The organism is Aeromicrobium sp. HA (genome assembly GCF_027171405.1).
In the GTDB taxonomy this organism is placed as follows: domain Bacteria; phylum Actinomycetota; class Actinomycetes; order Propionibacteriales; family Nocardioidaceae; genus Aeromicrobium; species Aeromicrobium tamlense.
Genome location: NZ_CP114372.1, coordinates 2,381,297 through 2,407,219, shown reverse-complemented (window position 1 = coordinate 2,407,219; position 25,923 = coordinate 2,381,297). Strand labels below are relative to the sequence as shown.

The 25,923-nt window shown below is 71.9% G+C and carries 22 protein-coding genes; 8 read left to right on the top strand and 14 right to left on the bottom strand.

What is annotated here, in order from left to right; translation table 11 throughout:
* Positions 1–6: 6 nt before the first annotated feature.
* From O3S82_RS11800 to O3S82_RS11790, 3 genes are read right to left on the bottom strand one after another with little or no spacing between them, the layout of a single operon-like run.
* Positions 7–1,275 carry a hypothetical protein gene (locus O3S82_RS11800; RefSeq protein WP_269303007.1) on the bottom strand — a complete coding sequence of 423 codons (1,269 nt, stop codon included), beginning with the start codon at positions 1,273–1,275 and terminating at the stop codon, positions 7–9.
* 28 nt (positions 1,276–1,303) lie between these two features.
* Positions 1,304–2,083: an acyl-CoA thioesterase gene (locus O3S82_RS11795; protein WP_269303006.1), complete on the bottom strand. Its 780-nt coding sequence runs from the start codon at positions 2,081–2,083 to the stop codon at positions 1,304–1,306.
* Entirely contained in the window at positions 2,080–3,441 is a 1,362-nt protein-coding gene (locus O3S82_RS11790; protein ID WP_269303004.1) for an MFS transporter, read from the bottom strand. Before O3S82_RS11790 ends, O3S82_RS11795 begins: the two co-directional genes overlap by 4 nt.
* A 54-nt stretch (positions 3,442–3,495) precedes the next feature.
* Here O3S82_RS11790 and O3S82_RS11785 point away from each other — a divergent pair, with 54 nt between their 5' ends.
* Positions 3,496–3,996 (top strand): winged helix-turn-helix transcriptional regulator, encoded by a 501-nt coding sequence (locus tag O3S82_RS11785; protein WP_179423681.1) that lies wholly within the window; start codon positions 3,496–3,498, stop codon positions 3,994–3,996.
* A 9-nt stretch (positions 3,997–4,005) separates the two neighbouring features.
* The gene (locus O3S82_RS11780) at positions 4,006–5,583 is read left to right on the top strand and encodes an FMN-binding glutamate synthase family protein (RefSeq protein ID WP_269303002.1); all 1,578 of its coding nucleotides are present in this window, start codon (positions 4,006–4,008) and stop codon (positions 5,581–5,583) included.
* A 21-nt stretch (positions 5,584–5,604) separates the two neighbouring features.
* Here the strand turns inward: O3S82_RS11780 and O3S82_RS11775 are convergent, their stop codons facing one another.
* Positions 5,605–7,329: a sigma-70 family RNA polymerase sigma factor gene (locus tag O3S82_RS11775; RefSeq protein ID WP_269303000.1), complete on the bottom strand. Its 1,725-nt coding sequence runs from the start codon at positions 7,327–7,329 to the stop codon at positions 5,605–5,607.
* Between the two features lie 215 nt (positions 7,330–7,544).
* On the opposite strand from O3S82_RS11775, the gene O3S82_RS11770 reads away from it, so the two are divergent.
* The gene (locus O3S82_RS11770; protein WP_269302999.1) at positions 7,545–11,057 is read left to right on the top strand and encodes an SdrD B-like domain-containing protein; all 3,513 of its coding nucleotides are present in this window, start codon (positions 7,545–7,547) and stop codon (positions 11,055–11,057) included.
* A gap of 91 nt (positions 11,058–11,148) precedes the next feature.
* On the opposite strand, the gene O3S82_RS11765 is transcribed toward O3S82_RS11770, so the two are convergent.
* On the bottom strand, positions 11,149–11,793 hold the full coding sequence (locus O3S82_RS11765; protein ID WP_269302997.1) for a response regulator transcription factor: 645 nt from the start codon (positions 11,791–11,793) through the stop codon (positions 11,149–11,151).
* Positions 11,790–13,760 (bottom strand): ATP-binding protein, encoded by a 1,971-nt coding sequence (locus O3S82_RS11760; RefSeq protein ID WP_269302995.1) that lies wholly within the window; start codon positions 13,758–13,760, stop codon positions 11,790–11,792. Before O3S82_RS11760 ends, O3S82_RS11765 begins: the two co-directional genes overlap by 4 nt.
* A gap of 155 nt (positions 13,761–13,915) precedes the next feature.
* Here O3S82_RS11760 and O3S82_RS11755 point away from each other — a divergent pair, with 155 nt between their 5' ends.
* Together O3S82_RS11755 and O3S82_RS11750 are read left to right on the top strand one after the other, a co-directional pair.
* A complete protein-coding gene (locus O3S82_RS11755; RefSeq protein ID WP_269302994.1) occupies positions 13,916–14,599 on the top strand; it encodes a hypothetical protein in 684 nt (227 codons plus the stop codon).
* Between the two features lie 98 nt (positions 14,600–14,697).
* A complete protein-coding gene (locus O3S82_RS11750; RefSeq protein ID WP_269302991.1) occupies positions 14,698–15,516 on the top strand; it encodes a nuclease-related domain-containing protein in 819 nt (272 codons plus the stop codon).
* A 105-nt stretch (positions 15,517–15,621) separates the two neighbouring features.
* On the opposite strand, the gene O3S82_RS11745 is transcribed toward O3S82_RS11750, so the two are convergent.
* The gene (locus tag O3S82_RS11745; RefSeq protein WP_269302989.1) at positions 15,622–16,014 is read right to left on the bottom strand and encodes an ASCH domain-containing protein; all 393 of its coding nucleotides are present in this window, start codon (positions 16,012–16,014) and stop codon (positions 15,622–15,624) included.
* A gap of 19 nt (positions 16,015–16,033) precedes the next feature.
* The gene (locus tag O3S82_RS11740) at positions 16,034–16,375 is read right to left on the bottom strand and encodes a TraR/DksA family transcriptional regulator (protein ID WP_269302987.1); all 342 of its coding nucleotides are present in this window, start codon (positions 16,373–16,375) and stop codon (positions 16,034–16,036) included.
* A 71-nt stretch (positions 16,376–16,446) separates the two neighbouring features.
* Between O3S82_RS11740 and O3S82_RS11735 the strand changes: the two genes are divergently transcribed.
* Positions 16,447–17,028: a TIGR03086 family metal-binding protein gene (locus O3S82_RS11735; RefSeq protein ID WP_269302986.1), complete on the top strand. Its 582-nt coding sequence runs from the start codon at positions 16,447–16,449 to the stop codon at positions 17,026–17,028.
* A 4-nt stretch (positions 17,029–17,032) separates the two neighbouring features.
* Here the strand turns inward: O3S82_RS11735 and O3S82_RS11730 are convergent, their stop codons facing one another.
* Both O3S82_RS11730 and O3S82_RS11725 read right to left on the bottom strand, forming a co-directional pair.
* Positions 17,033–17,374, bottom strand: a complete 342-nt coding sequence (locus O3S82_RS11730; protein ID WP_179423700.1) for a DUF2200 domain-containing protein — start codon at positions 17,372–17,374, stop codon at positions 17,033–17,035.
* Positions 17,375–17,394: 20 nt separating this feature from the next.
* A complete protein-coding gene (locus tag O3S82_RS11725) occupies positions 17,395–17,874 on the bottom strand; it encodes a MarR family transcriptional regulator (RefSeq protein ID WP_269302984.1) in 480 nt (159 codons plus the stop codon).
* A gap of 59 nt (positions 17,875–17,933) precedes the next feature.
* Between O3S82_RS11725 and O3S82_RS11720 the strand changes: the two genes are divergently transcribed.
* The gene (locus O3S82_RS11720) at positions 17,934–19,346 is read left to right on the top strand and encodes an MFS transporter (protein ID WP_269302982.1); all 1,413 of its coding nucleotides are present in this window, start codon (positions 17,934–17,936) and stop codon (positions 19,344–19,346) included.
* A gap of 73 nt (positions 19,347–19,419) precedes the next feature.
* On the opposite strand, the gene O3S82_RS11715 is transcribed toward O3S82_RS11720, so the two are convergent.
* Genes O3S82_RS11715 through O3S82_RS11705 form a run of 3 tightly spaced genes read right to left on the bottom strand, consistent with a single transcriptional unit; the run spans position 19,420 to position 22,739 of the window.
* On the bottom strand, positions 19,420–20,622 hold the full coding sequence (locus O3S82_RS11715; protein ID WP_269302980.1) for a CDP-glycerol glycerophosphotransferase family protein: 1,203 nt from the start codon (positions 20,620–20,622) through the stop codon (positions 19,420–19,422).
* Positions 20,615–21,784 carry a UDP-galactopyranose mutase gene (glf, locus tag O3S82_RS11710; RefSeq protein ID WP_269302978.1) on the bottom strand — a complete coding sequence of 390 codons (1,170 nt, stop codon included), beginning with the start codon at positions 21,782–21,784 and terminating at the stop codon, positions 20,615–20,617. The genes O3S82_RS11715 and glf overlap by 8 nt, the downstream gene beginning before the upstream one ends.
* Positions 21,777–22,739, bottom strand: coding sequence for a glycosyltransferase (locus O3S82_RS11705; RefSeq protein ID WP_218845725.1), 963 nt, complete (start codon positions 22,737–22,739; stop codon positions 21,777–21,779). The genes glf and O3S82_RS11705 overlap by 8 nt, the downstream gene beginning before the upstream one ends.
* Before the next feature lie 56 nt (positions 22,740–22,795).
* Here O3S82_RS11705 and O3S82_RS11700 point away from each other — a divergent pair, with 56 nt between their 5' ends.
* Positions 22,796–24,193, top strand: a complete 1,398-nt coding sequence (locus tag O3S82_RS11700; protein WP_269302976.1) for a choice-of-anchor A family protein — start codon at positions 22,796–22,798, stop codon at positions 24,191–24,193.
* Here O3S82_RS11700 and O3S82_RS11695 read toward each other — a convergent pair.
* The gene (locus O3S82_RS11695) at positions 24,144–25,910 is read right to left on the bottom strand and encodes a CDP-glycerol glycerophosphotransferase family protein (RefSeq protein ID WP_269302975.1); all 1,767 of its coding nucleotides are present in this window, start codon (positions 25,908–25,910) and stop codon (positions 24,144–24,146) included. The two genes, O3S82_RS11700 and O3S82_RS11695, sit on opposite strands and share 50 nt — an antisense overlap.
* Positions 25,911–25,923: the final 13 nt, after the last annotated feature.

The window sequence follows — 25,923 nt, the reverse complement described above, 5'->3', positions numbered from 1 at the left end:
CCTCGGTCAATGGCCGCTCGGAGCGGGGTTCTTTCGCGTGATGCGGTAGTCGAGCGTGAGGAACGGGAAGCCGAAGACCCGGAAGGCGTGCTCGGCGCGCAGGGCGCCGTCCTCGACGAACACGTCGAGCTGCTCCTCGAAGCCCGGCACGGCGAGGGTGGTCAGCTCGTCCGCCTCGGTGTCGACGTAGGAGAGGTAGTGCCCGGCCTGGCCGTCCTTGACGCGGCTGCTCAGGGTGAGGCCGCCGTCGCGTCGCGCCCTCGGGCGCAGGGTGGCGGTGAAGCTGCCCTCCGGCAGGGGGAACCCCACGCTGACGTAGCCGCGACCGTCGTGGACGTAGGTCGTGTAGATCCCGAGCATGATCGGCCGGTCGTCATCGGCGAACGATCGGATCCAGCCGCGCACGGACACGGCGCCGTCGACGCCGCTGATCGTGTCGATCCGGCTGCGGACGCCGCGCTGCGCCTCGCGCTGGTTCATCGGCATGATCGCCTGGCCGAGCGGTTGCGCCACGGCGGACCGGTACAGGAGGTAGCCGGGCCGGACCCAGGCCCGCCACCGGGGCACGATGTCGAGCGCGAAGTCCGTGGTGTGCTCGTAGAACTCGCGCACCAGCGGGTGGACGACGGCCGGGTCGAACCCGGGGCCGGCCAAGGTGTCGAGGCTCGCCACGATGCCGGTGTCGCGACGATCCGCGGTGTACGTCCCGCCGAGCTCCTCGGCCAGCTCGCGCACGTAGCCCGTGCCGATGTAGCGCGAGCGCGACCGGCGGGCGACCACGAACGGCAGGTCGGCGGTGCGCGCGCGCTCGGCCAGCAAGGTCACCTGCGCGTCGCGGAAGAGCAGATTGGCGAGGCAGCGCTGGGCGACGACGACGGTCGTGGCGACCACGGCACCGGGCGACCCCGCACGCCTCAGGACCAGTCCGACGCCCGCGCCGACCACCGGACCCATGAGGACCTTCTGCGGTCGCACGCCGAGCGCGCCCACCGCGGCGCCCGCGGCCGTGCCGATCGCGCCGGGACCGGCACCGGCCCGCTCGGCCGCCCAGCCGAGCGGCGCGGCCAGCGCACCGCTCACGACGATGCGGTGCCAGAGCCCGGGGATCTCGTCGGGCTGCTGGCGCGCGCGGGCGACGGCCTCCGACGCGACGAGCCCGGCGGCCCCGGCGAGGGCGGACAGCGCCACCGAGCGCGCCCCGCGGCGGGCCGACAGGGCGGCACCGGCGAGACCGCCGATCGCGGCCGCGAAGCCGAGGGAGGAGGGAGTAGCCACGCCCGCGAGCCTAGTGCCGGACGGGCTCTCAGCGGACCGCCCGCAGCTGCGACGACGTGGCCAGGGGAGTCCCGTCGGGCGTCCAGATCGTGATGTTCTCGGTGAGCCAGCCGTCATCGCTGGCGTCCACGGTCACGGCGTCGACGAGCACCCACGAGAACTCCTCCGTGGCGACCTCGGGCGTGAACCGCACCGTCGTGCGCACGGTGGGCATCGTGCGCAGCTCGGTCATCACCGCCGAGAGCGACGGGGCGAGTGCGTCGGCCAGCACGAGCAGGCGCTCCCACGGGTCCGCGACCTCCTCCGCGAGCCGGATCCACGCGCGCAGATTCGGCTCGGGCGAGGCCGAGAACGGCAGTGGATCGGTGGCCGGACGGATCTCGATGCGCGTGCTGATCGGCACGAACTCGGGCGGCACGACGAACGGGCGCGCGGTGGCGAGCGGGTGGTCGACCGCGGGTGCCTGCACGCGGGTCGTGGGCACGCCGGCGCGGTGCGTCGAGCCCATTACGGCGGTGGCCACGGCGGCCGTGCGTGAGCCGGAGGAGGCCGTGGCCGACACGACGGTCACGGCGCGGCCGCGGTGCGTCACCTCGGCTGCCACGCCGAGGCGCGCGTCGACAGGACGGACGAGGTGCGCGGTCAGCTCGACCGGGACGAGGCCCGGACCGGCGACGGCACGCATCTCGCGCAGCGCGATGGCGGCGACGATGCCGCCCTGGAGTCCGCCGAACCCGTGGAACGGCCGCAGGTCGAGGTCGTCCCCCGAGAGCACGTCGGCGATGCCGGGCGAGGTCGTGATGGTCATCGGGGCTCCCTTGCCATCACGGTGACGGAGGACGCGAGCGCGAAGACCGCCGTCGCCCACCACGCGGCCTCGAACGCCTCCGCGCCGGGGGACTGCGCCCCGAGGACGGCGACCAGCACCGCCACGCCGACGGCGATGCCGACCTGTCGGGCGGTCTGCAGGATGGCCGAGCCGGTGCCACGACGGTCGGGCGGCAGCTCGCTGGTCCCGAGCGCCATCGAGGGCGGGACGACGAGGCCGACGCCGACGCCGGTCAGCAGCATGCCGGGCAGGACGGTCGCGGCGTACGAGGTGGAGGCGCCGGCGAGGACCGCCCACGAAGCCACGCCCGCCGCGAAGACCGCGCCGCCGAGCGCGATGACGGCGCGCGGGCCGATCGCCGCCACGAGCCGGCCCCCGTACACCGCGACGAACGGCACGAGCAGCGGTCCCGGCGCGATCGCGAGGCCGGCCTCGAGTGCCGAGAGCTCCCAGACCTCCTGCAGCCACAGCACGATCGACAGCAGCATCGCGCCGAACGCGACGTGGAACGTGAGCAGGGTGAGGCTCGTCGACGCGAAGTGCGGCGCCCGCAGGACGTCGAGGCTGACGAGCGGGTCGGCCGCGCGGGTCACCGCGGCCACGTTGAGGGCGAGCCCGACGACCGTGACGGCGGCGAACGCCAGGGTGCGACCTGACGTCCAGCCCCACTCCGGCCCGTTGACCAGGACGAGGACGAGCGCCGCGACGGTGACGGTCAGGAGCAGCGCGCCGACGAGTCCGGGCGCCCGGCCCCGGTCGCCCGGTGCGTCGGGCAGCACGCGCCAGCCGACGAACGCCGCCACGAGGCCGGTGGGGATGTTGACGAGGAAGACCCACCGCCAGTCGGCGTGCACCAGGACGCCACCGACGACGGGTCCGAGGGCGGCGCCGATGCCGCCGAGTCCGGCCCACAGTCGCACGGCGCCCTGGCGGCCCTCGGGCGGGAACGCGGTGAGGACGAGCCCCAGCGACGAGGGGATCATCAGCGCCGCGCCGGCCGCCTGGACGACGCGGAAGGCGACGAGTCCGGCGAGGCCGGGGGCGAAGGCGCAGGCCGCGGAGGCGGCCGTGAACAGCAGCAGCCCACCGAGGAAGCCGCGCTTGGCGCCGATGCGGTCGCTGATCCGCCCGGCCGGCACCAGCAGCGCGGCGAAGGTGATCGCGTACGCGTTGAGGATCCACGACAGGTCGGCGAGGTCGCTCACGCCGAGCGCGACCGCGATGTCCCCGAGGGCGACGTTGACGATGAACAGGTCGAAGCCGGAGAGGAGGACGCCGACCGCGACGACCGCCATGACGAGGCGGGGCGAGGTGGGACGTTCTGTCAGTTGCGTCACGAAACGCACACTAGGCCTAGTGCGTTGCATGGTGCAACTGACTACGCTGGGGGCATGCGCCGCAGCAGCTTCTCCGACATGAACTGTTCGATCGCCCAGAGCCTCGAGGTGATCGGCGAGTGGTGGACGCCTCTGATCCTGCGCGACGCCCTCATGGGTGTGACCCGCTTCGAGCAGTTCCAGTCGCGCCTCGGGATCGCGCGCAACGTCCTGTCGGCCCGCCTGCAGACCCTCGTCGAGCACGGCGTGCTGGAGGAGGTCGAGTACTCGCAGCGGCCGCCTCGGTCCGAGTACGTGCTGACCCCGAAGGGCCGCGAGCTGTGGACCGCCCTCACGATGCTGCGCCAGTGGGGCGACAAGTGGCTCGCGCCCGACGGTGCTCCGGTGGAGCTCGTGCACACCTCCTGCGAGCACGTCGCGCACGCCGAGCTGACCTGCTCGCACTGCGGCGAGCGCCTGCGCGGGCGTGACCTCGAGCTGCGTCACGGGCCCGGCGCCCCCGGCGGCGGACTTCTCCCCGAGCCTCGAGTCGACAGCGGGGTCCCACGGGGCTAGACCTGAGGGATGGAACCAGGCACTCGCGCGGGCGCGAAGCTCGCCGGCATGGCGGCCGCGGCGCTCGGAGGCGTCGTCGCCTACGACCTCACGCAGAAGAAGCACGCGATCCTGCGGAACTTCCCGGTCATCGGCCACTTCCGCTACTGGGTCGAGACGGTCGGTCCCGAGCTGCGCCAGTACATCGTCACGAGCAACGACGAGGAGCGCCCGTTCTCGCGCGACCAGCGGCGCTGGGTCTACGCCAGCGCGAAGGGCGAGAACAACTACTTCGGGTTCGGCACGGACAACGACGTGGAGCGCGTGGTCGGCTACCCGATCATCAAGCACCGCACGTTCACCGGCCCCGGGGCGACCACCGCCCCGCACGGCGGCGAGGGGATGCCGCTGCCCTCGGCGAAGGTGCTCGGAGGTCCGCGCGGACGGCGCCACGCGTTCCGTCCGGCGTCGGTCGTGAACATCTCGGGCATGAGCTTCGGGGCGCTGTCCGCGCCGGCCATCACGGCGCTCAACGCGGGCGCCGCGATCGCCGACTGCCTGCAGAACACGGGGGAGGGCTCGATCGCGCCGGCCCACCGGCAGGGCGGCGACCTGGTGTTCCAGATCGGCACCGCCTACTTCGGCTGCCGCGACGAGCAGGGCCGCTTCGACCTCGGACGCCTCGTCGACCTCGTGCAGTCCGCGCCCGTGCGCGCCATCGAGATCAAGCTGTCGCAGGGCGCGAAGCCCGGCCTCGGCGGCATGCTGCCGGCGGCGAAGGTCGACCGCACGATCGCCGGCATCCGCGGCATCCCCGAGGGCGTCGACTGCGCCTCGCCCAGCCGCCACACCGCCTTCGACGACGTCGACTCGATGCTGGACTTCGTCGAGACCGTCGCCGACGCCACCGGGCTGCCGGTCGGCATCAAGTCCGCCGTGGGCAACATGACGTTCTGGGACGAGCTCGTCGAGCGGATGGAGCCGCGGCAGCGCGGCGTCGACTTCGTGAACGTCGACGGCGGCGAGGGCGGCACGGGCGCGGCGCCGATGATCTTCGCCGACTCGGTGGCCTACCCGTTCCGCATCGCGTTCACCGAGGTCTACAAGCGCTTCGCCGAGGCCGGGCTGACCGATGACCTCACGTTCATCGGCGCCGGGAAGCTGGGCCTCACCGAGAACGCGCTGGTCGCGTTCGCGCTCGGCGCGGACATGGTCAACGTCGGCCGTGAGGCCATGCTCTCCATCGGCTGCATCCAGGCGCAGAAGTGCCACACCGACCACTGCCCGGTGGGCGTCGCGACGCAGAATCCGCGGTACACGCGCGGCCTCGACCCCACGCTGAAGAAGGAGCGGCTGGCGAACTACGTCCTGTCGCTGCGGCGCGACCTGCTGAAGGTCTCCGAGGCGGTCGGCGTCGTGCACCCCGGCCTCATGAACGCCGACGACATCGACATCCTCGACGGGCAGCGCTCGGCCGAGTCCCTGCGCGAGCTCTACGGCTACGAGCCCGGCTGGGGCGAGCTGGGCCAGGGCCTCCAGGACGAGCTGCTCGACGTCATGGCGTCGCTCGGCGAGGGACAGCACGACGACGAGGACGGGAAGCGCTGAGCGCCGCCGTCCGGGCCGCGGTCAGAAGGTGCGCGTGTTCGACGACGAGTCAGGATCGGCGTTGCCCTCGCCCGAGACGGTGACGGTCCCCGACGGCGACACGGCCATCAACGCCAGCTGCAGTGGCGTCACGTCCTGGCCGGGCTGGTAGGCGTACTGGCAGCGCACCTGGAGGAAGAAGTACGGGTTGCCGCTCGAGTCGCCGGCCTCGATCGGCCCGCAGTCCCACCCGGGGGAGCGCCGCGCGACGAATCCCGTGACCTGGTTCATGGTGAGGTCGACCGCGAGGGTGAACGGCGCCGCGGCGGCGCCCTCCGTCGCGAGGATCGGCACGGTCAGCTCCCAGGACGTCTCGTCGCCGGTCTGGACGAGCGTCGGGTCGCCGACGCCGAGGTCCACCGGCTCCGGCTGAGGCTCCGGCGTCGGCTCGGGAGTCGGTTCCGGGGTCGGCTCGGGAGTGGGCTCCGGGGTCGGCTCGGGGGTGGGCTCCGGGGTGGGCGTGGGTGTCGGGGTCGGCGTCGGATCCGGGTCGGTGACGGGCTCCGGGTCGGGTGTGGGCGTGGGCGCCGGCGGAGGGTCGTCGACCGGCGTCACGTCCGTGGGCGCCGGGTCGGTGGGCGCATCGGTCACGATCAGGGGCGAGGACAGCAGCGTCGCCGCGTCGTCGGGCGCGGGAGTCTCCGCCGGCAGGGGGTCGGCCTCCACGGCGGGCGCGAGCAGGGGAGCGGCCACGTCGACGGGCAGCTCCGCACGGTCGTTCGCGAGGTGGACCACCCCCGCGGCCACGGCGGCGACGACTCCCACGGCCACGGCGATCGCGGGCACGGCCGCGAGGACGCCTCCGGAGGCCGCGGCCGAACCCGCCGCGCCGGCCGAGCCGGCGCCACCGGACGCCCCGCCACCGCCCGAGCCCGACGAACCCGAGCCGTGGGGGGTGACGACACCTGTCGCCGGGGCCGACCACGGGAACGCGCCGGCGGACACGCCGCCCGCGAGCACGAGCGGCCAGACGACGGCGCCCAGCTTCGTGTTGAGGCGGTGCAGGTCGTCGTAGAGGGCGGAGCAGTCGGCGCACTCGCTCAGGTGCTGGTGGACCTTGGCGGTGAGGCGCGAGGTGAGGCTGCCGCGGGCGAGCCGGCTGAGCCGGGCCCGCGTCCACTCGCACCGGTCGTCGTCGGCGGGCGGCACGTGCTGCTCGAGGTACGCCACGCGCAGGCCCTCGCGGGCGCGGTAGACCGTGCTGGACACGGTGGTGACGGGCACCTCGAGCTCGCGCGCAACCTCGGCCGGCTTGCTGCCCTGGACGTCGAGGCGCCACAGCAGCTTCTGCCAGGTCTCGGGCAGCGAGCGCAGGGCGCGGGCGGCGCGGTCGGCATCGACCTCGGCCTCGAAGGGCCCGGGCTCCGTCTCGTCCACGGAGTCCAGCAGCCACGGCTTGTCGGACGCGGCCTGCTCGCGGCCGGCCCGGCGACGGCGCTCGAGGTTGAGGTTGCGGATGACGGTGTGCAGGTAGGCGCGGAACCCGCTGGTGGGGCCGCCGCCGTCGGCGATCCGGGTGACCACGCGGGCGAAGGCCTCGGCGGCGAGGTCGTCGGCGTCGGTGTCGCGGCTGACGATGCGGGCGACGCGCAGGGCGTCGGGGTGGTGGCGTGCGTAGAGCTCCGCCATCGACTGATCGTCGCCGGACCGCACCCCTGCCACCAGCTCGGCGTCAGGGATCGCGGCGTGCGTCTCCAGTTCCGTCATCGCCTCGTGAGCGGGTCCCGTCGACCCCGCTCTCCTCCCGTTCGCGCGTCACGTTACTTCACCATGCGGAACAAAGGTCTCGTTTCGCCCCGATGTGAACAGGCCCACATCCGCGCGGTTTTCGCGCGAGATTTCCGGGCTCGTCACTCCAGTAGGCGTAACCAGCGTTCGCGGACTCCGCGGATGCACGCCTCACCACGAAGGACGAGACACCGATGAGACGAACCCTGCCGGCCGTAAGGGCCGCGGTCGTGGCGGCGCTGGCGCTGCTGCTTACCGCGCTGGCGCTGCCTGCGATCGCCGCGACCTCCGGGATCACCTCCAGCCTGCTGCTGAACGGCGCGACCTACCACGGCACGGACGTGGTCACCGAGGGCGACGTGCTGACGCTGCGCGTGCAGTACAACACCGACGTCACCCCCGGCTCGACGGTCGAGTTCGACCTCGGCACGAACGTCCAGCTCACCGGAGTCCCGTCGGCGAACACGGCGATCGAGTCCGTGACGCAGGACGGCAACTCGGTGGCCATCACCTTCAAGGACCCGTGGCCGACGGGCGTCAACCAGGGCGTCTTCGACCTGAAGCTGACGGTCGACGAGGTCGACGGCAGCTCCACCGAGAAGATCGTGTGGAAGGTCGACGGCGAGGAGAGCTCGATCGACGTCATCATCCGCGACCGCGGCGACGAGTTCGCGAACGTCACGGAGGGCTTCTCCAAGGGCGTGACCCCCGGCAACCTCGACAGCTTCGTGACCGTCGTCGACGGCACCGTGAGGCTGAAGCCGGAGATCGTCGACCAGGACCTCACCTACACGCTGCGGGTGAACTCGCCCGAGGCACGCGACGACTTCGAGATCGCCGACCGTCTCCCCGCCGGCCTCGGCTACGTCGCCGGCTCGTTCGCCGGCGAGATCACGAGCTGGGACGAGGACGGACTCAACAAGAGGACCGGTCCCTTCGCGTTCGCGCCCACCGTCTCGGGACAGACCTTCGCCGGCACCGTGGACGTGCCCGGACCGTCGATCCTCGCGATCACCTACAAGGCCCGGGTCACCGACGTGGCCGCGATCGAGGCACTCCTGCAGGCGCAGCTCGACCGGCTCACCGATGGCTACGGCCAGTTCGAGACCGTGCTGACGAACACGGCCACCTTCGGCTCGGCCACGGTCGAGCGCCAGACGGGCGTCCGCCTGCGCCACACGGTGGCCAACCCGAACCCCGGTCCGAACGTGGGCTCGCTCTTCGGCAAGACCGCGGACTGGAGCGCGAAGAACGTGGTCAAGGACGAGTCCGGGAACCTCGAGCCGCCGGCCGAGATCACCTACACGCTGAAGGCCGACCTGCGCGGCTGGGACGGCAGCAACCCGAACAAGGTGCTCGCGCGCAACGTCGTCATCAGCGACACGCTCCCCGCCCAGGCCGCGTGGCGCACCGACGCCGGTGACTTCATCACCGCCACCGGCATCACGCTGACGAAGGCCGAGACCTGCCCCGCCACCCCCGCCGCGTTCGCGGACAACGAGTTCGTCGGCCAGTACTGCGTGGACGGCCAGCGCCTGCTGGTCAACGTCGGCAAGGACACGACGACGAACGCGTCCATCGCGGTCAAGGCGCAGCTGAACTCCGTGGACGGACTGACCGTCGCGGGCAGCACGACCATCAAGGACGCGACCCCGTTCCGCTGGCGCAACGTCGCGGACTTCCACTACCGCGACGGCAACCCGCACACGTCGACCCGCGACGTCACGGTGGTCGTCCTGCCCGACACCACCGGCGGGATCAACGACCCGAGCGTCTTCAGCAAGACCGGCGCGCCGCGCCAGAAGGCCGTCGACCCGGGCGAGTCCGTGACCGTCGACTACACGTTCACCGTCGCCGCAGGCAAGGGCATCGACGTGCGCGAGAGCCGGATCGTCGACCACGTGGACGCCGACGTCTACGACCTGGGCGACCTCTCCAGCGTGAGCGTCTCCGGCAGCTACGACGGCGTCGCGCTGAACGCCTCCCACTTCGACCTGCGCAAGAGCGCCGACGGCGACCTCGTCATCGAGCTCAACGCCGCGGGCGACGCCATCGTCACCTCGCGTGGGGCCGACAAGCGCTTCCAGGTCACGATCGCGCTGACCACGAAGGCGTTCGAGGGCAAGGAGACGAAGACGATCAAGAACAAGGCCACGCTCCTGGGCCTCGACGACAAGCCCCTCCACTGGTCCGAGACCGTCAGCGAGGCCACGTCGTACGGCGACGAGGCCGAGGTCCGCAAGCGGGTCTGGGACACCGTGAAGCAGGAGTGGGTCGCGTCCCTCTCGGCGCAGATGGACGGCGCGGGCTCGCTCGTGCAGGACGAGTACGTCTACCGCATCGAGTTCATCCCGCACGGCAGCTACGACCAGGTCGCGATCCTGCCGGTCGTCGACGTCCTGCCCGACGCGGTCGAGTTCCTCGGCTTCGTCGACGAGGACGACAAGGCCACGGCCGCCGGCGCGAGCGCGGGACCGGTCGACATCGGTGGCAACCTCGTCGCCTCGCACGACGCGGGCACCGTGACGATCAAGCAGAAGGACGGCACCCGCCTGCAGGCGGGCGGCACGCTCGCGGCCTACGTGGCCGTGAAGGTCACCGACGCGTCGGCCCCGATCGTCAACCGGATCGGTGACACGTCCGCGGAGATCGTGCCGGTGCGCTCGGTGTCGGTCGGCGACTTCGTCTGGGTGGACGAGGACCGCGACGGCCGCCAGGGCGAGGGAGAGCCCGGCATCGAGGGCGTCGTGCTCGAGCTGGTCGGTCCCGACGGCGAGCCCGTGGTGGACGTGTTCGGCCAGCCCGTGCGTCCGGTCACGACCGACGCCGACGGCCGGTACACGTTCGACCACCTCCCGGCGCTGACGGGCGACCAGACGTACACCGTCCGGATCGACCGCGAGGAGTCCGCCGAGGCGCTGCGACCGTACGTCCCGACGCGTCCCGGCATGGGCGACCGCGTGCTCGACTCGTCGACCTGGGAGGCCACCACGGTTCCCGGCGAGCTGCACGAGGACGGCGACCGCGACCCGACGCTGGACTTCGGCTTCGTGACGAAGACCTACGCGATCGGCGACCGGGTCTGGATCGACACCGACAAGGACGGCGTCCAGGGCCCCGGTGAAGAGTCGCTGCCCGGCGTGAAGGTCGAGCTGCTCGACACGGACGGCACCGTCCTGGCGACGACCACGACCGACCGTGACGGCCGGTACGCGTTCGACGAGCTGCCCGCGGGCACCTACCGGGTGCGGTTCACGCTGACGCCCGAGCAGCAGCGGACGTACGAGTTCACCAAGCGCGACGCCGGTGACGACGACGCCGCGGACTCGGACGCGAACCCCGCGGACGGGCTCACGATCGAGATCGTCCTCGACGACTCGAACACGGCGCTCACGGGCGACTACGAGCACCGCGAGATCGCGGCCACACAGGGCATCGACCCGACGTGGGACGCCGGCGTCGTCGTGAAGCCGGAGCCGGTCGAGAGCGGCACCGGGGGAGAGCAGGACCCGGAGGGCGAGGACACTCCGGTCACCGACGAGTCCGGTTCTGGGGGACCGGACGCCAGCGAGCCGAACGCCGAGGAGTCGGACGGGCAGCTGCCCCGCACCGGCGCCGACCTCGGCCTCGGGCTCGTCGCGCTCATGCTCGCGCTGCTCGGCGCGGGTGGAGCGCTGGTGTGGCGCGGACGGTGCGGGACGCTGTGAGGGGCGAGTAGCGCCGGTCGCGTGAGGGGGGAATTGGGGAAGTGACGGTGCCCCGGCCGAGAGGCCGGGGCACCGTTGCGTTCCGCGGCGGTCAGTCCTCGCCGATGCCGGCGTCGCGCGCCCGGGCCACGGCCTCGGCGCGGGTGCCGGCCTGGAGCTTCGCGAGGATGTCGCTGACCCGGTTGCGCACGGTCTTCTCCGAGAGGAACAGCTGTCGGGCGATGCTGGCGTTGTCGAGTCCGCGCGCCATCAGGTCGAGGACCTCCCGCTCACGGGTGGTGAGGTGCGGGAACGCCGACGTCGCCGGTGCGCTCCCGCCTCCGGCGAAGAACCGCACCACGTGCTCGGCCACCTTCGGGCCGAACACGGCCTCTCCGCGCATCACGCCCTCGACGACCCGGTGGACGTCGTCGGCACCCGACTCCTTCAGCAGGTAGCCGCGGGCGCCGGCGCGCAGGGCGGCGAAGACCGAGTCGGGGTCCTCGTTCATGGTCAGCACCACGACCTTGGTGTCCGGGTGCCGCTCGGTGATCCGCCCGGTGGCGGCGAGGCCGCCGATGCCGGGCATCCGCAGGTCCATCAGCACCACGTCGGGCCGCAGCCGCGCCACGGACTCGAGCGCCTCCTCGCCGGTGGCGGCCTCGCCCGCGACCTCGATCCCGGGCAGGCTGCCGAGGACGGCCAGCATCCCGGCGCGGAAGAGCTCGTGGTCGTCGACGACGAGGACGGTGGTCATGGGCGCTCCTCGGGCAGCGGGATCGAGAGGTGCACGGTGGTGCCGCCGCCGGGGGTGGGGCGGTGCTCGATCGTTCCCTCGAGCTCGGCGGCGCGCTGGCGCATGCTCGTCAGGCCCACGCCGGCGCGCGGGTGGGCGGGCAGCCCGCGGCCGTTGTCGGCGACCGTCACGTGGACGCCGTCGCCTCGACGGGCCTCGAGGCGCACGCGCGAGGCGGCGCTGTGCTTCACCGCGTTCGTCACGGCCTCGGCCGCGATGGCGTAGGCCGCCACCTCGACCGCCGCGGGCAGGTCGCCCAGGTCGTCGACGTCGGCCTCGCCGACGATCGGCTCGATGCCGGCGACGAGCTGGCGCAGCGACTCCTCGAGCCCGACCTGGTCGAGGATCGGCGGGCGCAGGCCGTGCGAGACCGAGCGGACGTCGGCCACGGTCTCGCGCAGGCGGTCGCGGATCAGCACCGCGTGCTCGCCGTGGTCGCTGTCGGAGAGCTGGTGGGCCAGCACGTCGGCCTGCAGGGCGATGGCCGCGAGGGAGGGCCCGACGCCGTCGTGCAGGTCGTTGCGGAGGCGGCGGCGCTCCTCCTCGCGCGCGCCGACGATCGAGGCGCGGCTGCGCTGCACGTCGGCCACGAGTCCGGCCGCGTACGCGAGCATCCCTGCCTGGGCCGCCGACTCGTCGAGCACCTGGCGCTCCTGGCGCGTGAAGCCCTCGCCCTCGCGGCGTGGGCCGATCTCGAGCAGGCCGACCTCGCGCCCCATCGTGACGGCGTCGAGGGCCACGACGTGCTCGGGCCGTCGGCCGCTCTCGACCGAGGCGAGGCCGGGCCCGCTGAAGCCGACGTACGGCAGACGCATCGTGGTGCGCACGGCCGCGACCAGCTCGCGCAGGGCCTCGCGCGGCTCGGTCGAGCCCGACATGGCCGCGGCGATGCGGCGGCCGAGCAGGCGCGAGCTCTCGCGCTCGGGGAACAGCCAGCGGTCCACCCCGTGCTGCGCGGCCGCCCGCAGCAGCACCGCCGCCACCGCGAGGGCCGCGATGAGGAAGATGCCGCGGCGCGTCCCGGCGACCTCCGGGTCCAGCCGCAGCAGCAGCCAGGCACCACACGCCATCACGACCGCGAGCACGACGACGAACACCAGCGACCGGCCGAGGACGACGTCGATGTCGAACAGCCGGTGCCGCACGATCGCGACGGCGATGGCGAAGGGCACGCCCAGCAGACCGATCGCGAACACGGCGGGGTGGGTGTCGGGCACGGCCGAGAGCAGCAGCGACACCAGGACGAAGACGCCGCCGAGCGCGAGCCACTGCAGCTGCGTCCGCTCGACGCCGACCGACCGGCGGATGCGTCGCAGCACCGCGACGATGGCCACCGGGATGCCCACGAGGTTGCAGTAGATCGCCGAGATCAGGACGACGTAGTTGAGCGCGTCGGGGACGGGGAGGTCGAGCGGGCTGTAGACGTTCGGGTCGATGTCGCTGCGGCCGGGGACCAGCATGCGGCAGACCGCGACGGCCGCCGCAGCGACGACGATCGACCAGGCGAACGGCCGCCAGCGCGGCGAGGGGAGTCTTCCGTCGGGGAACAGCAGCGGCACGAGGGGCAGCACCAGGACGTAGGCCGCGAAGCCCCACATCGACGTCCAGTCGGTGAACGCGGCGAACGGCAGCTCGGAGACGTAGGCGTTCCAGATGCTGTACTCGCCGAGCAGCTGGTAGACCGAGATCCACGCCGTGCCCACGAGCAGCCAGCCGCAGCGGTTGCGGGGCTGGGCGCGCACGACGACGAGCCCGGCGAGGGGCCACGTCGCGCCGAACGCGAGGTTCGACCACGCGAAGACCGGGACCTCGGGGGAGCGCGCCTGCGCGACGACGTGCAGCGCGACGGCGCCCGCCGAGCACACCAGCGACACGACCACGCAGGCGGCCGCCAGGTGGCGCAGCTGCGGATCGGTCAGGCGGGACACGAGCACATCGTGGCACGCAGCGGCGGTGGCCCGGGCCCGATCCGGGCAGGAATCCCGGGCGATCGGGGGTCCTCGTCCCTCCTGCCCGGGACGCGTCCCGACCTAGCTTCGGGTCACCGAGAACAGATCCGTGATCCTCCAGAAAGGGACCCACCATGACCGCCACCACCGCGCCCCACCCGCAGGCCGAGCCCGCCACCGTCGGACGAGGCCGCTGGCCGCTGCTGGGCGTCGCCGCCGGCATCGGCAGCATCGTCGCCACGCTCGCGCTGGACATCCACCCGTCGGGCTGGGACATCGACACCCCGTACAGCCAGGCCGTCGTCGAGCAGGTCAGCACGGGCAAGGCGCACGCCAGCGTCATCGTCGGCTACCTGACGGTGGGTCTGCTGCTCTTCCTCGCGGCTGCGTGGCGTCGTCACGTCGAGCCGCGGGCGCTGGCCAGCACGGCCGCGCGGGTCGTCCCGCTGGCGCTGACCGCCGCGGCGGGCGCCCTGTCGCTCGGCTACGGCTGGCGCGGCGCGTTCGGCCTCTACACCGGCAACGAGGCGGGCGCCTTCGACGCCGAGGGTCTCTACGTCCTGTTCGTGCTGAATGACTTCGGCGCCTACATCGGCTACCTCGGCGTCACCGTCGCCGCGGCCGCCGTGATCTGGATGTCCCTCAAGGAGCGCCTCGTCTCCCGCTGGATCGGCGTCTTCAGCATCCTGCCGATCCTGCCGGTCGTCATCACCGTCGCCGCCTTCGGCCTCCCGGGATTCCCCGGCGTCGTGAGCGGCCTGTGGCTGATCGTCGTCTTCGCCGGCCTCGCCTTCGGCCGCAGCCCGATCAACCGCTGAACGCACCACCCACCGGACCGGCGCCCCTCGGGGCGCCGGTCTCGTTTGTCTGGGGTGATTCGTGGGACGCGCCGCCGATCCGCGCCTACAGTCGCGGGATGACCGCCGAGATCGCCCCTCAGAAGCAGATGCGGCTCCGCTATGCCGGGACCTGTCGCCTGTGTGGCCTCGAGTTGGCGGCGAGGACGCTGGCCGTCTACGAACGTGCATCGCAGACGGTGCGGTGTGTCGACTGCAGCGAGGACACGACGGCCGAGCCGCCCGTCGTCGATCCGGGCACGCCCGGCGCGTCCGCGCGACGCGAGTACCTGCGCCGCAGGGCCAAGGACGAGCAGGCGATCCGCGACCGGCATCCCAGGACCGCGCGCCTCCGTCTGGCCCTCGGAAGTGAGCGACGGTCGACCAAGTCCTGGGCCACCGGAGCCACGGGCGAGGAGCAGCTGGGCGCAGCCCTCGAGCGGAAGGCGTCGGATCGGCTGCGCGTGCTGCACGACCGTCGCATTCCGGGCAGTCGGGCGAACATCGACCACATCGTCGTCACGCCAGCCGGGGTCTGGGTCATCGACCCCAAGCGGTACGTCGACCAGCGGCCCGTGCTACGGGTCGAGGGTGGAGTCGTCCGACCTCGCACCGAGCGGCTGTTCGTCGGTGGCCGCAACCGAACCCCATTGGTGGAGGGTGTTGAGAAGCAGCTCGGCGTCCTGCGCGAGATCGTTGGCTCCGACGTCCCCCTGCGTGGGGTCCTCTGCTTCATCGAGGCGTCGTGGCCGGTGTTCGGTGGTGACTTCCGCATCCGCGAGATCGACGTCGTCTGGCCGCGCAGGCTTCACGCGATCCTCGACGAGGAGGGCCCGCTCGTCGAGTCTCGGATCGAACAGCTCTACCAGCAGCTCGGCCTCGCCCTCCCGCCGGCGTGACACGGTCCGCCGGATGTGTAGCGGTATCCACCGAGTTTCGGTCCCGAACCCCAAATTTCGGTGCATACCGCTACACATCTCGCGCGCGGGACGCGCGGGACCGAGTCAGACCAGCGTGAACCGGATGCACGCGATGAGGGTGTCGTCCTCGACGGGTGTGCCGGCGGCGGCCCAGAAGCGGCGGTGGCCCGTGCGCCACTCGTCGAGGTCGGCGTCGCCCTCGCCCTCGGCGGCGGCGAACTCCCACGGGATCTCGAGGAAGGGGTGGATCGTCAGATCCGTGACCTCGACCGTGCCGATGCGGTTCCCGTCGTCGTCGAGTAGCGCCAGTCGCTCGCCGACGTGCTCGAGATCCTCGCTCTCCTCGTCGTACTCGCTCAACAGGCCCGCGGTGGCGCGCTTCTGACCCGCCAGGACGAGCCCGTTCAGGCGGGCGCGCAGCTCGCCGGGGGAGCCGAGCTCGAGCCCGCGCAGGCCGTCGACCCGGGGCCACGTCATCGCGGGTCCTCCGTCCGGCTCAGCGTCGCGCCGACGCGCAGGCGATGCACTGCCGCGCCGTCGGTCGTGCCTCGAGTCGCGCGGGGGCGATCGGTCGTCCACATGTCTCGCATGTCCCATAGGCTCCCGCATCGAGGCGCTCGATCGCAGCATCGACCTCGGCGAGGTGTCGGTGGGACTGCTGGATGAGGGAGTCCACCTGCGACCGCTCGAAGGCGATCGTCGAGCCGTCCGGGTCGTGCTCGTCGTCGGCGTTGGAGTCGAGCGAGGCCTCGACGACCGCGTCGAAGTCGCGCGTCAGGCTGGCGAGCTGCCGCAGCGTCCGCCGTCGCTCGTCCTCGAGCCGCTCCCGGGTGTCCATCTCTCGATGATCTCGCACCGTGCCCAGCGCCGTGGGTTCCGCGCAGCGCCACACCCGGCGAGACTGCGGAGATGAGCAGAGTCGATCTGGAGCCGGCGGGCCACGCGCTCCTGCGCACCGCCTCCCGCATCACCGACCAGGACTTCCATCGCCCCACGCCGTGCGAGGGGGTGACCGTCGGCCAGCTCCTGCACCACGTCGTCGGGCTCACCCAGGCGTTCCGCGCGGCCGCCGACAAGGAGTTCGGACCGCTGACCGACACGGCTCCGGACCCCGACGCCGCCCCGAGCGCGGGCGAGGGCTGGGAGGTCGAGCTGGAGCAGCACGTGCCGCGCCTGGTGAACGCGTGGAGGGAGGCGTCGGCCTGGGAGGGGATGACCCGTGCGGGCGGCGTCGACCTGCCGGGTGCCGCGGCGGGGCTGGTGGCGCTCGACGAGGTCGTCCTGCACGGCTGGGACCTCGCGCGCGCGACGGGTCAGGAGTACGTCCTCGACGACGCCACCGCGGCGGCGTGCCTGGGCTTCGTCGAGTCGTTCGACCCGGGCGGGACGCCCGGCCTGTTCGGACCGGCGGTGCCGATCGCGGACGACGCCCCGGTGCTGGACCGCCTCGTGGCGCGGGCGGGCCGCGACTTCGGCTGGTCGCCGCGCTGACGGCTCAGGCGCGCAGGACCTTCTCCATCGCCTTGCCCTTGGCGAGCTCGTCGACGAGCTTGTCGAGCCAGCGGATCTGCTGCATGAGCGGGTCCTCGACCTCCTCGACGCGCACGTGGCAGACGACGCCGGTGATGAGGGTGGCGCTGGGGTTGAGGTCCGCCTGCGCGAAGAAGTCCTGGAACGTGGTCTCGGCGTCGAGGTGCTTCTGCAGCGCGGCCTCGTCGAAGCCGGTGAGCCACTCGATGACCTGGTCGAGCTCGGCCTTCGTGCGCCCCTTCTTCTCCACCTTGGCGACGTAGTGGGGGTAGACCGAGGCGACGCTCGTGGTGAAGATCCGGTGCATGCCGCGATTCTAGGCCGAGGTCAGCCCTCGACGGCAGCCTCGCTGTAGGCGGTGGCGAAGGTGTCGAAGTGCTCGAGGAACCGCGCTCGCTCGCCCTCGGGCAGCGCCTGCAGGGCACGGTCGAGGAGCGCGAGGTGGTCCTGGAGTTCGCGCGAGAAGTCCTCGAGCGCCGCCTCGCTGGCGCTGAAGTGCCAGGCGTTCTGGCCGGGCTCGCGCGACCGTGTCAGCAGGCCGGCCTTGAGTGCCGCGTTGGCCTGGCGGTTCACGGTGGACTGCTCCAACGCGAGCTCGTCGGCGATCTCCCGCAGCGTCCGCGGCCGGCCGTCGGAGAACATCCACAGCAGGCGTCCGTCGGCGTGCCCGAACCTGACGCTCTCGGCGGCACGGCGACCCCGCTCCAAGCGGGCGATCCCGCGGAGGGCGGCCCATGCAGGAGCGGCGCGGGCGGACTCTGTGAGGGAGGTCATGCGGACTCCGATGCGGCGGGGGACGATCTCCATGTGTAGTCTACACAGGTTGCTTGTGTAGACTACACATCGCTGTTCGGACAGGACCTCCCATGCGCTCACACTCCGTCGTCGACGAGCCCGTCGACACGCGCTTCCCGCCGCTCGCCGTCATCCTCGTGCTCTGCTTCGGCAGTCTCGCGGGCGCGCTCATGCAGTCGCTCGTCATCCCGATCCAGAGCGACCTGCCGCGCCTGCTGGGCACCGACCCCGGCAACGCCTCGTGGGCCGTCACGGCCACGCTGCTCGCCGCCGCGGTGACGATGCCGGTCACCGGCCGCCTCGCCGACATGTACGGCAAGAAGAAGGTCATGGTCGGGTCCGCCGGCATCCTCGTCCTCGGCTCGCTCATCGCCGCGCTCTCGAGCTCGCTCGCGCCGTTCCTCGTCGGCCGCGCCCTCCAGGGCATGGCGATGGGCTACATCCCCGTCGCGATCAGCATGGTGCGCGAGGTCGCGCCGGTGGAGAAGCGCGCCACTGCCGTCGCCGCCGTCAGCGCGACCCTCGGTGTCGGCGGCGCCCTCGGCCTGCCGCTGGCCGCCTGGATCGCGCAGGACTACTCGTGGCACGCGCTGTTCTGGTTCTCATCCGTCCTCGCGGCGGTCATCCTCGCCGCGACGCTGGTCGTCGTCCCGGGCATCCACGACGAGCACCCCGCCCGGATCGACGTCGTCGGCGTCGCGGGCCTCGCGATCGGCCTGGTCTCGGCGCTGATCGGCGTCAGCAAGGGCAGCGAGTGGGGCTGGACCGACGGCCGCACGCTCGGCTCGATCATCGGCGGCGTCGTGGTCCTGCTGCTGTGGGGGTGGTTCGAGCTGCGTCACGACGACCCGCTCGTCGACCTGCGCACGAGCGCGAACCCGCCGGTGCTGTTCACGAACCTCGCCGCCGTGCTCATCGGCTTCGGCATGATGGCCCAGTCGATCGTCCTGCCGCAGCTGCTGCAGATGCCCGAGGAGACCGGATTCGGCCTCGGTCAGACGATCCTGCAGGCGGGCCTGTGGATGGCTCCCGGCGGTCTCATGATGATGTTCTTCGCGCCCGTGTCGAGCAGGCTCATCACCACGGTAGGCGCGCGGATCACGCTCTCGGTCGGTGCCACGGTGCTGGGCGTCGGCTATCTCGTGACGCTGTTCCTCATGAACGCGCCGTGGGAGCTCATGTTGGGCTCGCTGGTCGCGTGCGCCGGCGTCGGCATCGGCTACGCCGCGATGCCCACCCTGATCCTGGACAACGTCCCGGAGTCCGAGTCCGGCTCGGGGGTCGGCCTCAACGCGCTGATGCGCTCGGTCGGCACCACGATCGCCGGCGCCGTCATGGCCGCCGTGCTGACCAGCAAGACGGTCGACTTCGCCGGCTACGCGATCCCGGACAAGGGTGCGTTCCAGCTGTGCTTCGTGATCGGCGCGGGCGCGGCCTTCGCCGGTGCGCTCGTGGCCCTGCTGGTGCCCCGCCAGAGGGCCTGATCCCGTCGAGGGCGACGGATCTTGGTACCAAGGCGTCGCCGGGGCGACCCGAAGGTCGAAGGATCCGTCTCCGTCAGGGACCGGTGGCGCCGCGCCGACGGTGGGACGCCCAGGTGCGGTCGCGCAGGTCGATCGCGTCGCCGCACGCTTGCAGGAAGCGCTCGGTCGCGGCACCGGGGGTGGTGTCGCCGAGGTAGTACTCGAGCAGCTCGCCGCGGGCCGCGGCACCGGGGTCGGCCGCGAGGTGCTGCGCCACGAGCGCCGCCACGTCGGCTTCCTCGTCCAGCAGCGGCAGCGTGTCCATGAGGCGCGACGGCGGCACCGGCACGCGCGGTCGGCAGACCAGCACGGGCTTGCCGCTGGGCAGCCAGTTCAGGGTGACGGCCGAGACGTCGGTGACCAGCAGGTCGGCGTCGGCGAACGACTGCTCGAGCGGCACGTCGGTGTCCACGCGGTCGGCGCGCTCGCGGATCGCCGCGTCGGCCTCGCCGTAGGCCGGGTCGATGACGCCGTTCAGCGGGTGCGGCCGGTAGACGACGCGGTACGTGCCCGACAGCGCGTCGAGGATCGCGGCGCCGTGGGTCAGCAGCGAGCCGTAGGAGACCGACGGCTGCGACGCCTCCCACGTGGGGGCGTAGAGCACGGTGGGGCGCTGCGGGTCAGGGCGCGGTGCGGGCGCGGGCGCGTCCAGCTGCGGCTGGCCGATGAGCACCGAGCGGGACTGCGCGTCGTAGAGCATCACGCCCACGTCGGTGCGGTCGAGCGCCGCCTGGCCCGCGAGGAAGCACAGGTCGTAGGCCTTGACCTGGTTGGACACCGAGACGCCCTTGTCGCTGTCGCCGTGGCCCAGGTAGACGTGCACGAGCGACGTGAACCGCAGGCACTCGAAGTTGATCGGGTCGTGGTTGACGTAGAGCGCCAGCTTCACGTCGCTGAGCGCGAGGATCTCGTCCAGCTGGCCGTAGCGGGCGAGGGTGACGCAGTCGAGGCCCGACTCGGCGCGCACCAGCGCGGCCGTGCGGGAGTCCTTGAACACCGCGACCACGCCGTGCGCCGCGTCGAGCGCCTGCAACGCTCGGAACCACGGCCGCAGTTGGTAGAGCGCGTCGGCGCCGTTGGGGAAGTAGAGCAGCACCGACTGGGTGAACGCCCGGCCGAGCCGGTGCTCGTCGGTGCGCTTGTCGGGCATGCCGACGGGCAGGAAGCGCGAGCGGCGCAGGCGTGCGATCGCCCACTGGCGGAGCCGGGCGACGATCCCGACCCGCGACTCAGCCACGGACGAGCCCCGGCCTCAGGACGTTGTCGACCATCGAGAGCGCCGACGCGATCGCCATGTGCATGTCGAGGTACTGGTAGGTGCCCAGGCGCCCGCCGAAGTGCACGTCGGACTCGCCGGCCGTGAGCTCGCGGTAGGCCTTCAGCGCCGTGCGGTCGTCGGCGGTGTTGACGGGGTAGTACGGCTCGTCGTCGGTGCCGGCGGTCGCGAAGCGGCTGAACTCGCGCATGATCACGGTGGCGTCGGACGGGTAGTCGCGCTCGGGGTGGAAGTGCCGGAACTCGTGGATCCGCGTGTACGGGATCTCCTCGTCGGCGTAGTTCATCACCGGCGTGCCCTGGAAGTCGCCGATCGGCAGCACCTCGGACTCGAAGTCGAGCGTGCGCCAGCCGAGAGGGCCGTGGGCGTGGTCGAAGTAGCGGTCGAGCGGGCCGGTGTAGACCACCGGCAGCTGCCCGACGGTGGCCGCCTTGTTGAACGGCTGGGACTCGTCGAAGAAGTCGGTGTCGAGGCCGATCGTGATGTTCGGGTGGTCGGCCATGCGCTCGAGCCACGCCGTGTAGCCGTCGGTCGGCAGGCCCTCGTACGTGTCGTTGAAGTAGCGGTTGTCGTACGTGTACCGCACGGGCAGCCGGGTGATGATGTCCGCCGAGAGCGCGGTGGGGTCGGTCTGCCACTGCTTGGCCGTGTATCCGCGGATGAACGCCTCGTAGAGCGGCCGCCCGATCAGGCTGATCGCCTTCTCCTCGAGGTTCGTCGCCGCGGCGGCGCCGCCCGACAGGCCGATGCCGGCCTGCTCGGCCACCCACGCACGGGCCTCGTCGGGTCCCATCGACGAGCGGGTGAACTGGTTGATGGTGCCGAGGTTGATCGGCAGCGGGTACACCTCGCCGCGGTACGTCGAGTAGACGTGGTGGCGGTAGCCCGTGAAGGTCGTGAAGCGGTTGACGTACTCCCACACGCGCTCGTTGGAGGTGTGGAACAGGTGCGCGCCGTAGCGGTGCATCTCGATGCCGGTGGTGGGCTCGGCCTCGCTGTAGGCGTTGCCGCCCAGGTGCGAGCGGCGGTCGATGACGTGCACCGTGAGACCGGGGTCGTTCGCCAGCTGCTCGGCCACGGTGAGGCCGAAGAAGCCCGACCCGACGACGAGGACGTCAGTCATGCGTGCCGCCCTCCAGCGCGGGCATCGGCTGCCACGTGCGGTCGGCCCAGATCCTCCGGCCGTCGCGCCAGCCCTTCACCAGTGAGGAGAAGCCCTTGAAGGAGCGCTCGACCACGATGAGCCGGACGATCTCCTTGGCGAACGTGAGCGCGGTGCCGAGGGCGAAGCCCGGCTTGTTCAGGCGGCCGTGCTCGGCGAAGTAGCGGCCGACGTAGGCCCGGTTCCGCATGACGTGGTACTTCGCCAGCGGGCTGGAGTCGTTGAGGTGCCGCACGCCGAGGCTGACCTGCTTCTGCTCGCGCTTCTTCTGCAGCACGAACTCGTCGACGTAGACGACCTCGGTCTCCAGCGAGGCGAGCCACGCGTAGATCGCGTCGTCCCACGAGATGAAGAAGCGGGGATCGGGCAGTCCGATCCGGCGCACGACGTCGGCGTGCACGAGCATGCCCTCGAAGGTGCCGGAGTTGGTGACGGCGTAGCCGTCGGTGTTGAAGGTGCGCACCGAGTAGGGCAGCGGCACGCCGAGGAACTGGTTGAACTTGGCCTGCCAGTAGAAGGGGGTGCCGTCGACGTCGTAGCGGCGGCCGTGGATGACCTTGAACCGCTCCATCCAGGGCGCGAAGCGCTCGAGGGCGTCGGGGAGGATCTCGACGTCGTCGTCCATCAGCCAGACCCACTCGGCGCCCAGCTCGAGGGCGACCTTGGTGCCCTCGCTGAAGCCGCCGGCGCCGCCGGTGTTGGTCTCCATGCGGTGGTTCACCAGCACGTCAGGGCCGAGCTTGGCCTGCCAGCGGGTGACGACCTCCTGCGTGTCGTCGGTGCTCGCGTTGTCGACGACGACGATGCGATCGGGCGCGGTCGTCATCGTGGAGGCGCTCTGCAGCAGCTCGTCGAGCAGGGCGGAGCGGTTGAACGTGACGATGGCGATCGCGAGAGGGCTGGTCGTCGAACTCACCACGACAGGCTATCGGCCCTGATGACGGATCCGTGAATCCCACCTACGCTGAACGGGTGGCGCTGCGCACCGCTGGTCGAGCACTCGCCGTCGTCGGGATCCTGACGATGGCGACCGGTGCGGGCCTGTGGAGTACGAGTCCCGCGTGGGCCGTCGGGCCGGTCAATCCGGTCGTGGTCGACTCCGCCGATCCGGCCAACGCCAACTTCCTGATCTTCGTCGAGGGCGACGCCATCCTCGAGGCCGACGAGGCCGAGGGCACGATGGCCGTCGGCGGCGACGTGACGTTCCGCCGCAACTACAACGTCCTGGCAGGGGCGGCGCCGACTCCGCAGGACGTCGCGCTCTACGTCGGGGGAGGGCTCACGTTCCCGGCCGCCGGCTCCGGCGCGATCCTGCGGATCATCGGGGGCCAGGCCCGGGTGATGGACGACTCCACCTACGACGCGTTCGTCGGCGGTCCCGGTGCGGTCGCGGTGCCGCAGGGCCAGACGGCCGACTACATCCCGCGCCTCGAGGTCCAGACGGCGCAGACCGTCGCGGAGTTCACGCAGCCCGTGCCCGAGGTGGACTTCGACGGCGCCTTCGAGCAGTACCGCACGCTGTCCACCGAGATCGGCGCGTGCGTCGAGAACGTCACCCTCACCAGTGCGAACGGCGATCCGCTCACGCGGCCCGTGCCCGTCGGCCAGCAGGCCTACGTGTCGCTGACCGCCGGCACCACCAACGTGCTCAACCTGACCTCCGCCGAGCTCGACGGCCTGACGAGCATCACGTTCAACGACCCGCGGCCGGGCCCCGGGACGCCGCTCGTGATCAACGTGACGGGCGACTTCGCCGGGTCCATGCCGAATCTCGCGGGGATCGGCGGGGCGAACGCGCCCTTCATCCTGTGGAACTTCCCCGACGCGACGTCGCTGCAGATCGAGAACTCCGACACCCTCGAGGGCACGATCTACGCCCCGCGCGCCGACCTCGACTGGTACGCGCACGGCAACATCGAGGGCAACGTCATCGCGCGCAGCTTCGACCACCTCAGCTTCGCCGGGCGCACGGTGCGCGAGGTGCACGACTTCCCGTTCCAGGGAGTGATCGACTGCGAGCCGGCCACGGAGCCCACGACCGAGCCGACGACGGAGCCCACCACCGAGCCCACGACGGAGCCGACCACGGAGCCGACGAGCGAGCCCACCACCGTCCCGACCACGACGCCGACCACCGTCCCGACCACCCAGCCGACGGCGATCGACTCGGACGGCGACACGACTGACGACGACGCGTACTACTGGAGCTCCGGCGGCACCACGGGCGGTGGCTCGGGCCTGGCGTCCACCGGCGGTCCCGGGCCGGGACTCGTGGCCGGGGGAGCGGTGGCCTCCGTCGCCGGCCTGCTGCTCCTGGCGCTCAGCGGTAGATCGCGCGCTCGGCGTCCGATCGCTCCACGAACGCCGTGACCGCGGCGCGGAACGCCTCGAGCGTGCGCTGCTCGGGCGAGCCGAGCAGGTAGGTCGCCAGCTTCGAGCGGTACTCCGCGAGCACGTCGGGGGCGCGACCCGTGACGACGTCGAGGAGCTCCTCCACCCCCGTGGCCTGCGGGCCGAGGATCGTGGCCGCGGCGCTGGACGGGTAGTCCTCGCGGAACTGCTTGGTCGAGGAGCCTTCGTGGTTGAAGACGGCGTACGGCTTCTCGCCGGCGAGCCAGTCCGAGAGCACGCTGGAGATGTCGCTGACGAGCGCCGTGGACTGGTTCATCCAGCCGGTCAGCGCGCCACCCGTGACGACCCGGTGGTCGATCCCGGTGCGTGCCTTGGCGTCGTCGAGGCGGCGGCTGATCACGGCGTGCGCCACGCGGTACTTCGCGTCGCGCTGGCCCGTGAACGGGTGCGGCTTGTAGACGACGCGGACCGAGCCGTCGGCCAGCAGCGCGTCGATCAGCTGCACGCCGATCGCGCGCAGGGAGGAGTACTCCTGGTGCTGGTTGACGCCCTCCCACGTGGGCGCGTAGAGGACCGTCGGGATCTCCTGCTCGCCGATGCGCGGCGTGGGCTCGATCGCGTGCACCTGCGGGCGACCGACGAAGCGGAACTGGTCCTCGGGGATGTGCATGCCGGACCGGCGGTACCGGTCGGCGCCGGCCTCGCCCGCCACCCAGAGCTCGTCGTAGACCCGTGAGAACGGGTTGTTCGAGGCGCTCTTGTCGCTGTCGCCGTGGCCGATGAAGGCGCTCATCATCGTGGGCAGCCGCAGCAGGTGGATGTTGTTGCCGGTGTTGGCCGGGTAGAGCGCCACCTTGACCGTCGAGAAGTCGAGCATGAGCAGCTCGCCGGGAGCCGGCAGCGAGAGCGTGGGCAGCTTCGAGGCTGCCATCCTCTCGAACAGCGGGTGGTCGCGCAGGACCACCATGACCCGCTGGTCGAGCGCCTCGAGCGCCTCGATCCACGTGTTGATCTGGTAGGCCGCGGTATCGGGTCCGGACAGGTGGACCACCACCTCGGGCCGGTACTCGTCGATGAACCGCTGCACGGACGAGAGCTGGGGGGTGAAGCCGGTGGCACGCTTGGCCGTGCGCATCCGCCAGCTGGTGAGCAGCTCGGGCACGGTGCCCGCCAGCACGAGCGCCACGGCCGCGGCTCCGACGGCCAGGACGGCCCACCACGGGGCGCCGAGCACGGCCGGCGCGAGGGCGCCGAGCTGGGCGACGGTGACCAGGAGCGGGCGACTCTGCGGCTCCTCCTCGATGTACGTGTCGCCGGGGATGTGCCGCGTGCGCATCGGCTTGAGAGGGCCGATGCGGCGGTACTCGGCGTGCAGCGCGCGCACGCACAGCACCGTGATCATGAGCAGCGCGACGAGCAGGAACGCGTGCAGGGCGGGGCCGTCGGCGAACTGCGTGGAGGCGACCGCGGCGACGATGACGCGCAGGGCGAACCGCAGCGGCGGGCCCGCCGACGCCTGCCTCAGCAGCATCGAGGAGACGGGGGAGCGGCGCTCGAGCCACCACTCGGCGGCGGTGGACACGAGCAGGGCGATCACGGCGGCCAGGTCGAGGTCGAGGACCACGAGCAGCAGGGCCAGCAGGATCGTTCCGTTGACCAGCAGCAGGCCCGGAAGCTCCGAGCTGCGACCCAGACGCGTCACGAGGGCACGGACGAAATGCGCCGGGGAAGCCATGGTCCGCAATCTA

Coding starts and splice junctions, on each gene's coding strand:
- O3S82_RS11795 (WP_269303006.1), bottom strand. CDS start 2,083: ATGACCATCACGACCTCGCCCGGCATCGCCGACGTGCTCTCGGGGGAC.
- O3S82_RS11785 (WP_179423681.1), top strand. CDS start 3,496: ATGCGCCGCAGCAGCTTCTCCGACATGAACTGTTCGATCGCCCAGAGC.
- O3S82_RS11780 (WP_269303002.1), top strand. CDS start 4,006: ATGGAACCAGGCACTCGCGCGGGCGCGAAGCTCGCCGGCATGGCGGCC.
- O3S82_RS11775 (WP_269303000.1), bottom strand. CDS start 7,329: ATGACGGAACTGGAGACGCACGCCGCGATCCCTGACGCCGAGCTGGTG.
- O3S82_RS11770 (WP_269302999.1), top strand. CDS start 7,545: ATGAGACGAACCCTGCCGGCCGTAAGGGCCGCGGTCGTGGCGGCGCTG.
- O3S82_RS11765 (WP_269302997.1), bottom strand. CDS start 11,793: ATGACCACCGTCCTCGTCGTCGACGACCACGAGCTCTTCCGCGCCGGG.
- O3S82_RS11755 (WP_269302994.1), top strand. CDS start 13,916: ATGACCGCCACCACCGCGCCCCACCCGCAGGCCGAGCCCGCCACCGTC.
- O3S82_RS11750 (WP_269302991.1), top strand. CDS start 14,698: ATGACCGCCGAGATCGCCCCTCAGAAGCAGATGCGGCTCCGCTATGCC.
- O3S82_RS11745 (WP_269302989.1), bottom strand. CDS start 16,014: ATGACGTGGCCCCGGGTCGACGGCCTGCGCGGGCTCGAGCTCGGCTCC.
- O3S82_RS11740 (WP_269302987.1), bottom strand. CDS start 16,375: ATGGACACCCGGGAGCGGCTCGAGGACGAGCGACGGCGGACGCTGCGG.
- O3S82_RS11735 (WP_269302986.1), top strand. CDS start 16,447: ATGAGCAGAGTCGATCTGGAGCCGGCGGGCCACGCGCTCCTGCGCACC.
- O3S82_RS11730 (WP_179423700.1), bottom strand. CDS start 17,374: ATGCACCGGATCTTCACCACGAGCGTCGCCTCGGTCTACCCCCACTAC.
- O3S82_RS11725 (WP_269302984.1), bottom strand. CDS start 17,874: ATGGAGATCGTCCCCCGCCGCATCGGAGTCCGCATGACCTCCCTCACA.
- O3S82_RS11720 (WP_269302982.1), top strand. CDS start 17,934: ATGCGCTCACACTCCGTCGTCGACGAGCCCGTCGACACGCGCTTCCCG.
- glf (WP_269302978.1), bottom strand. CDS start 21,784: ATGACTGACGTCCTCGTCGTCGGGTCGGGCTTCTTCGGCCTCACCGTG.
- O3S82_RS11695 (WP_269302975.1), bottom strand. CDS start 25,910: ATGGCTTCCCCGGCGCATTTCGTCCGTGCCCTCGTGACGCGTCTGGGT.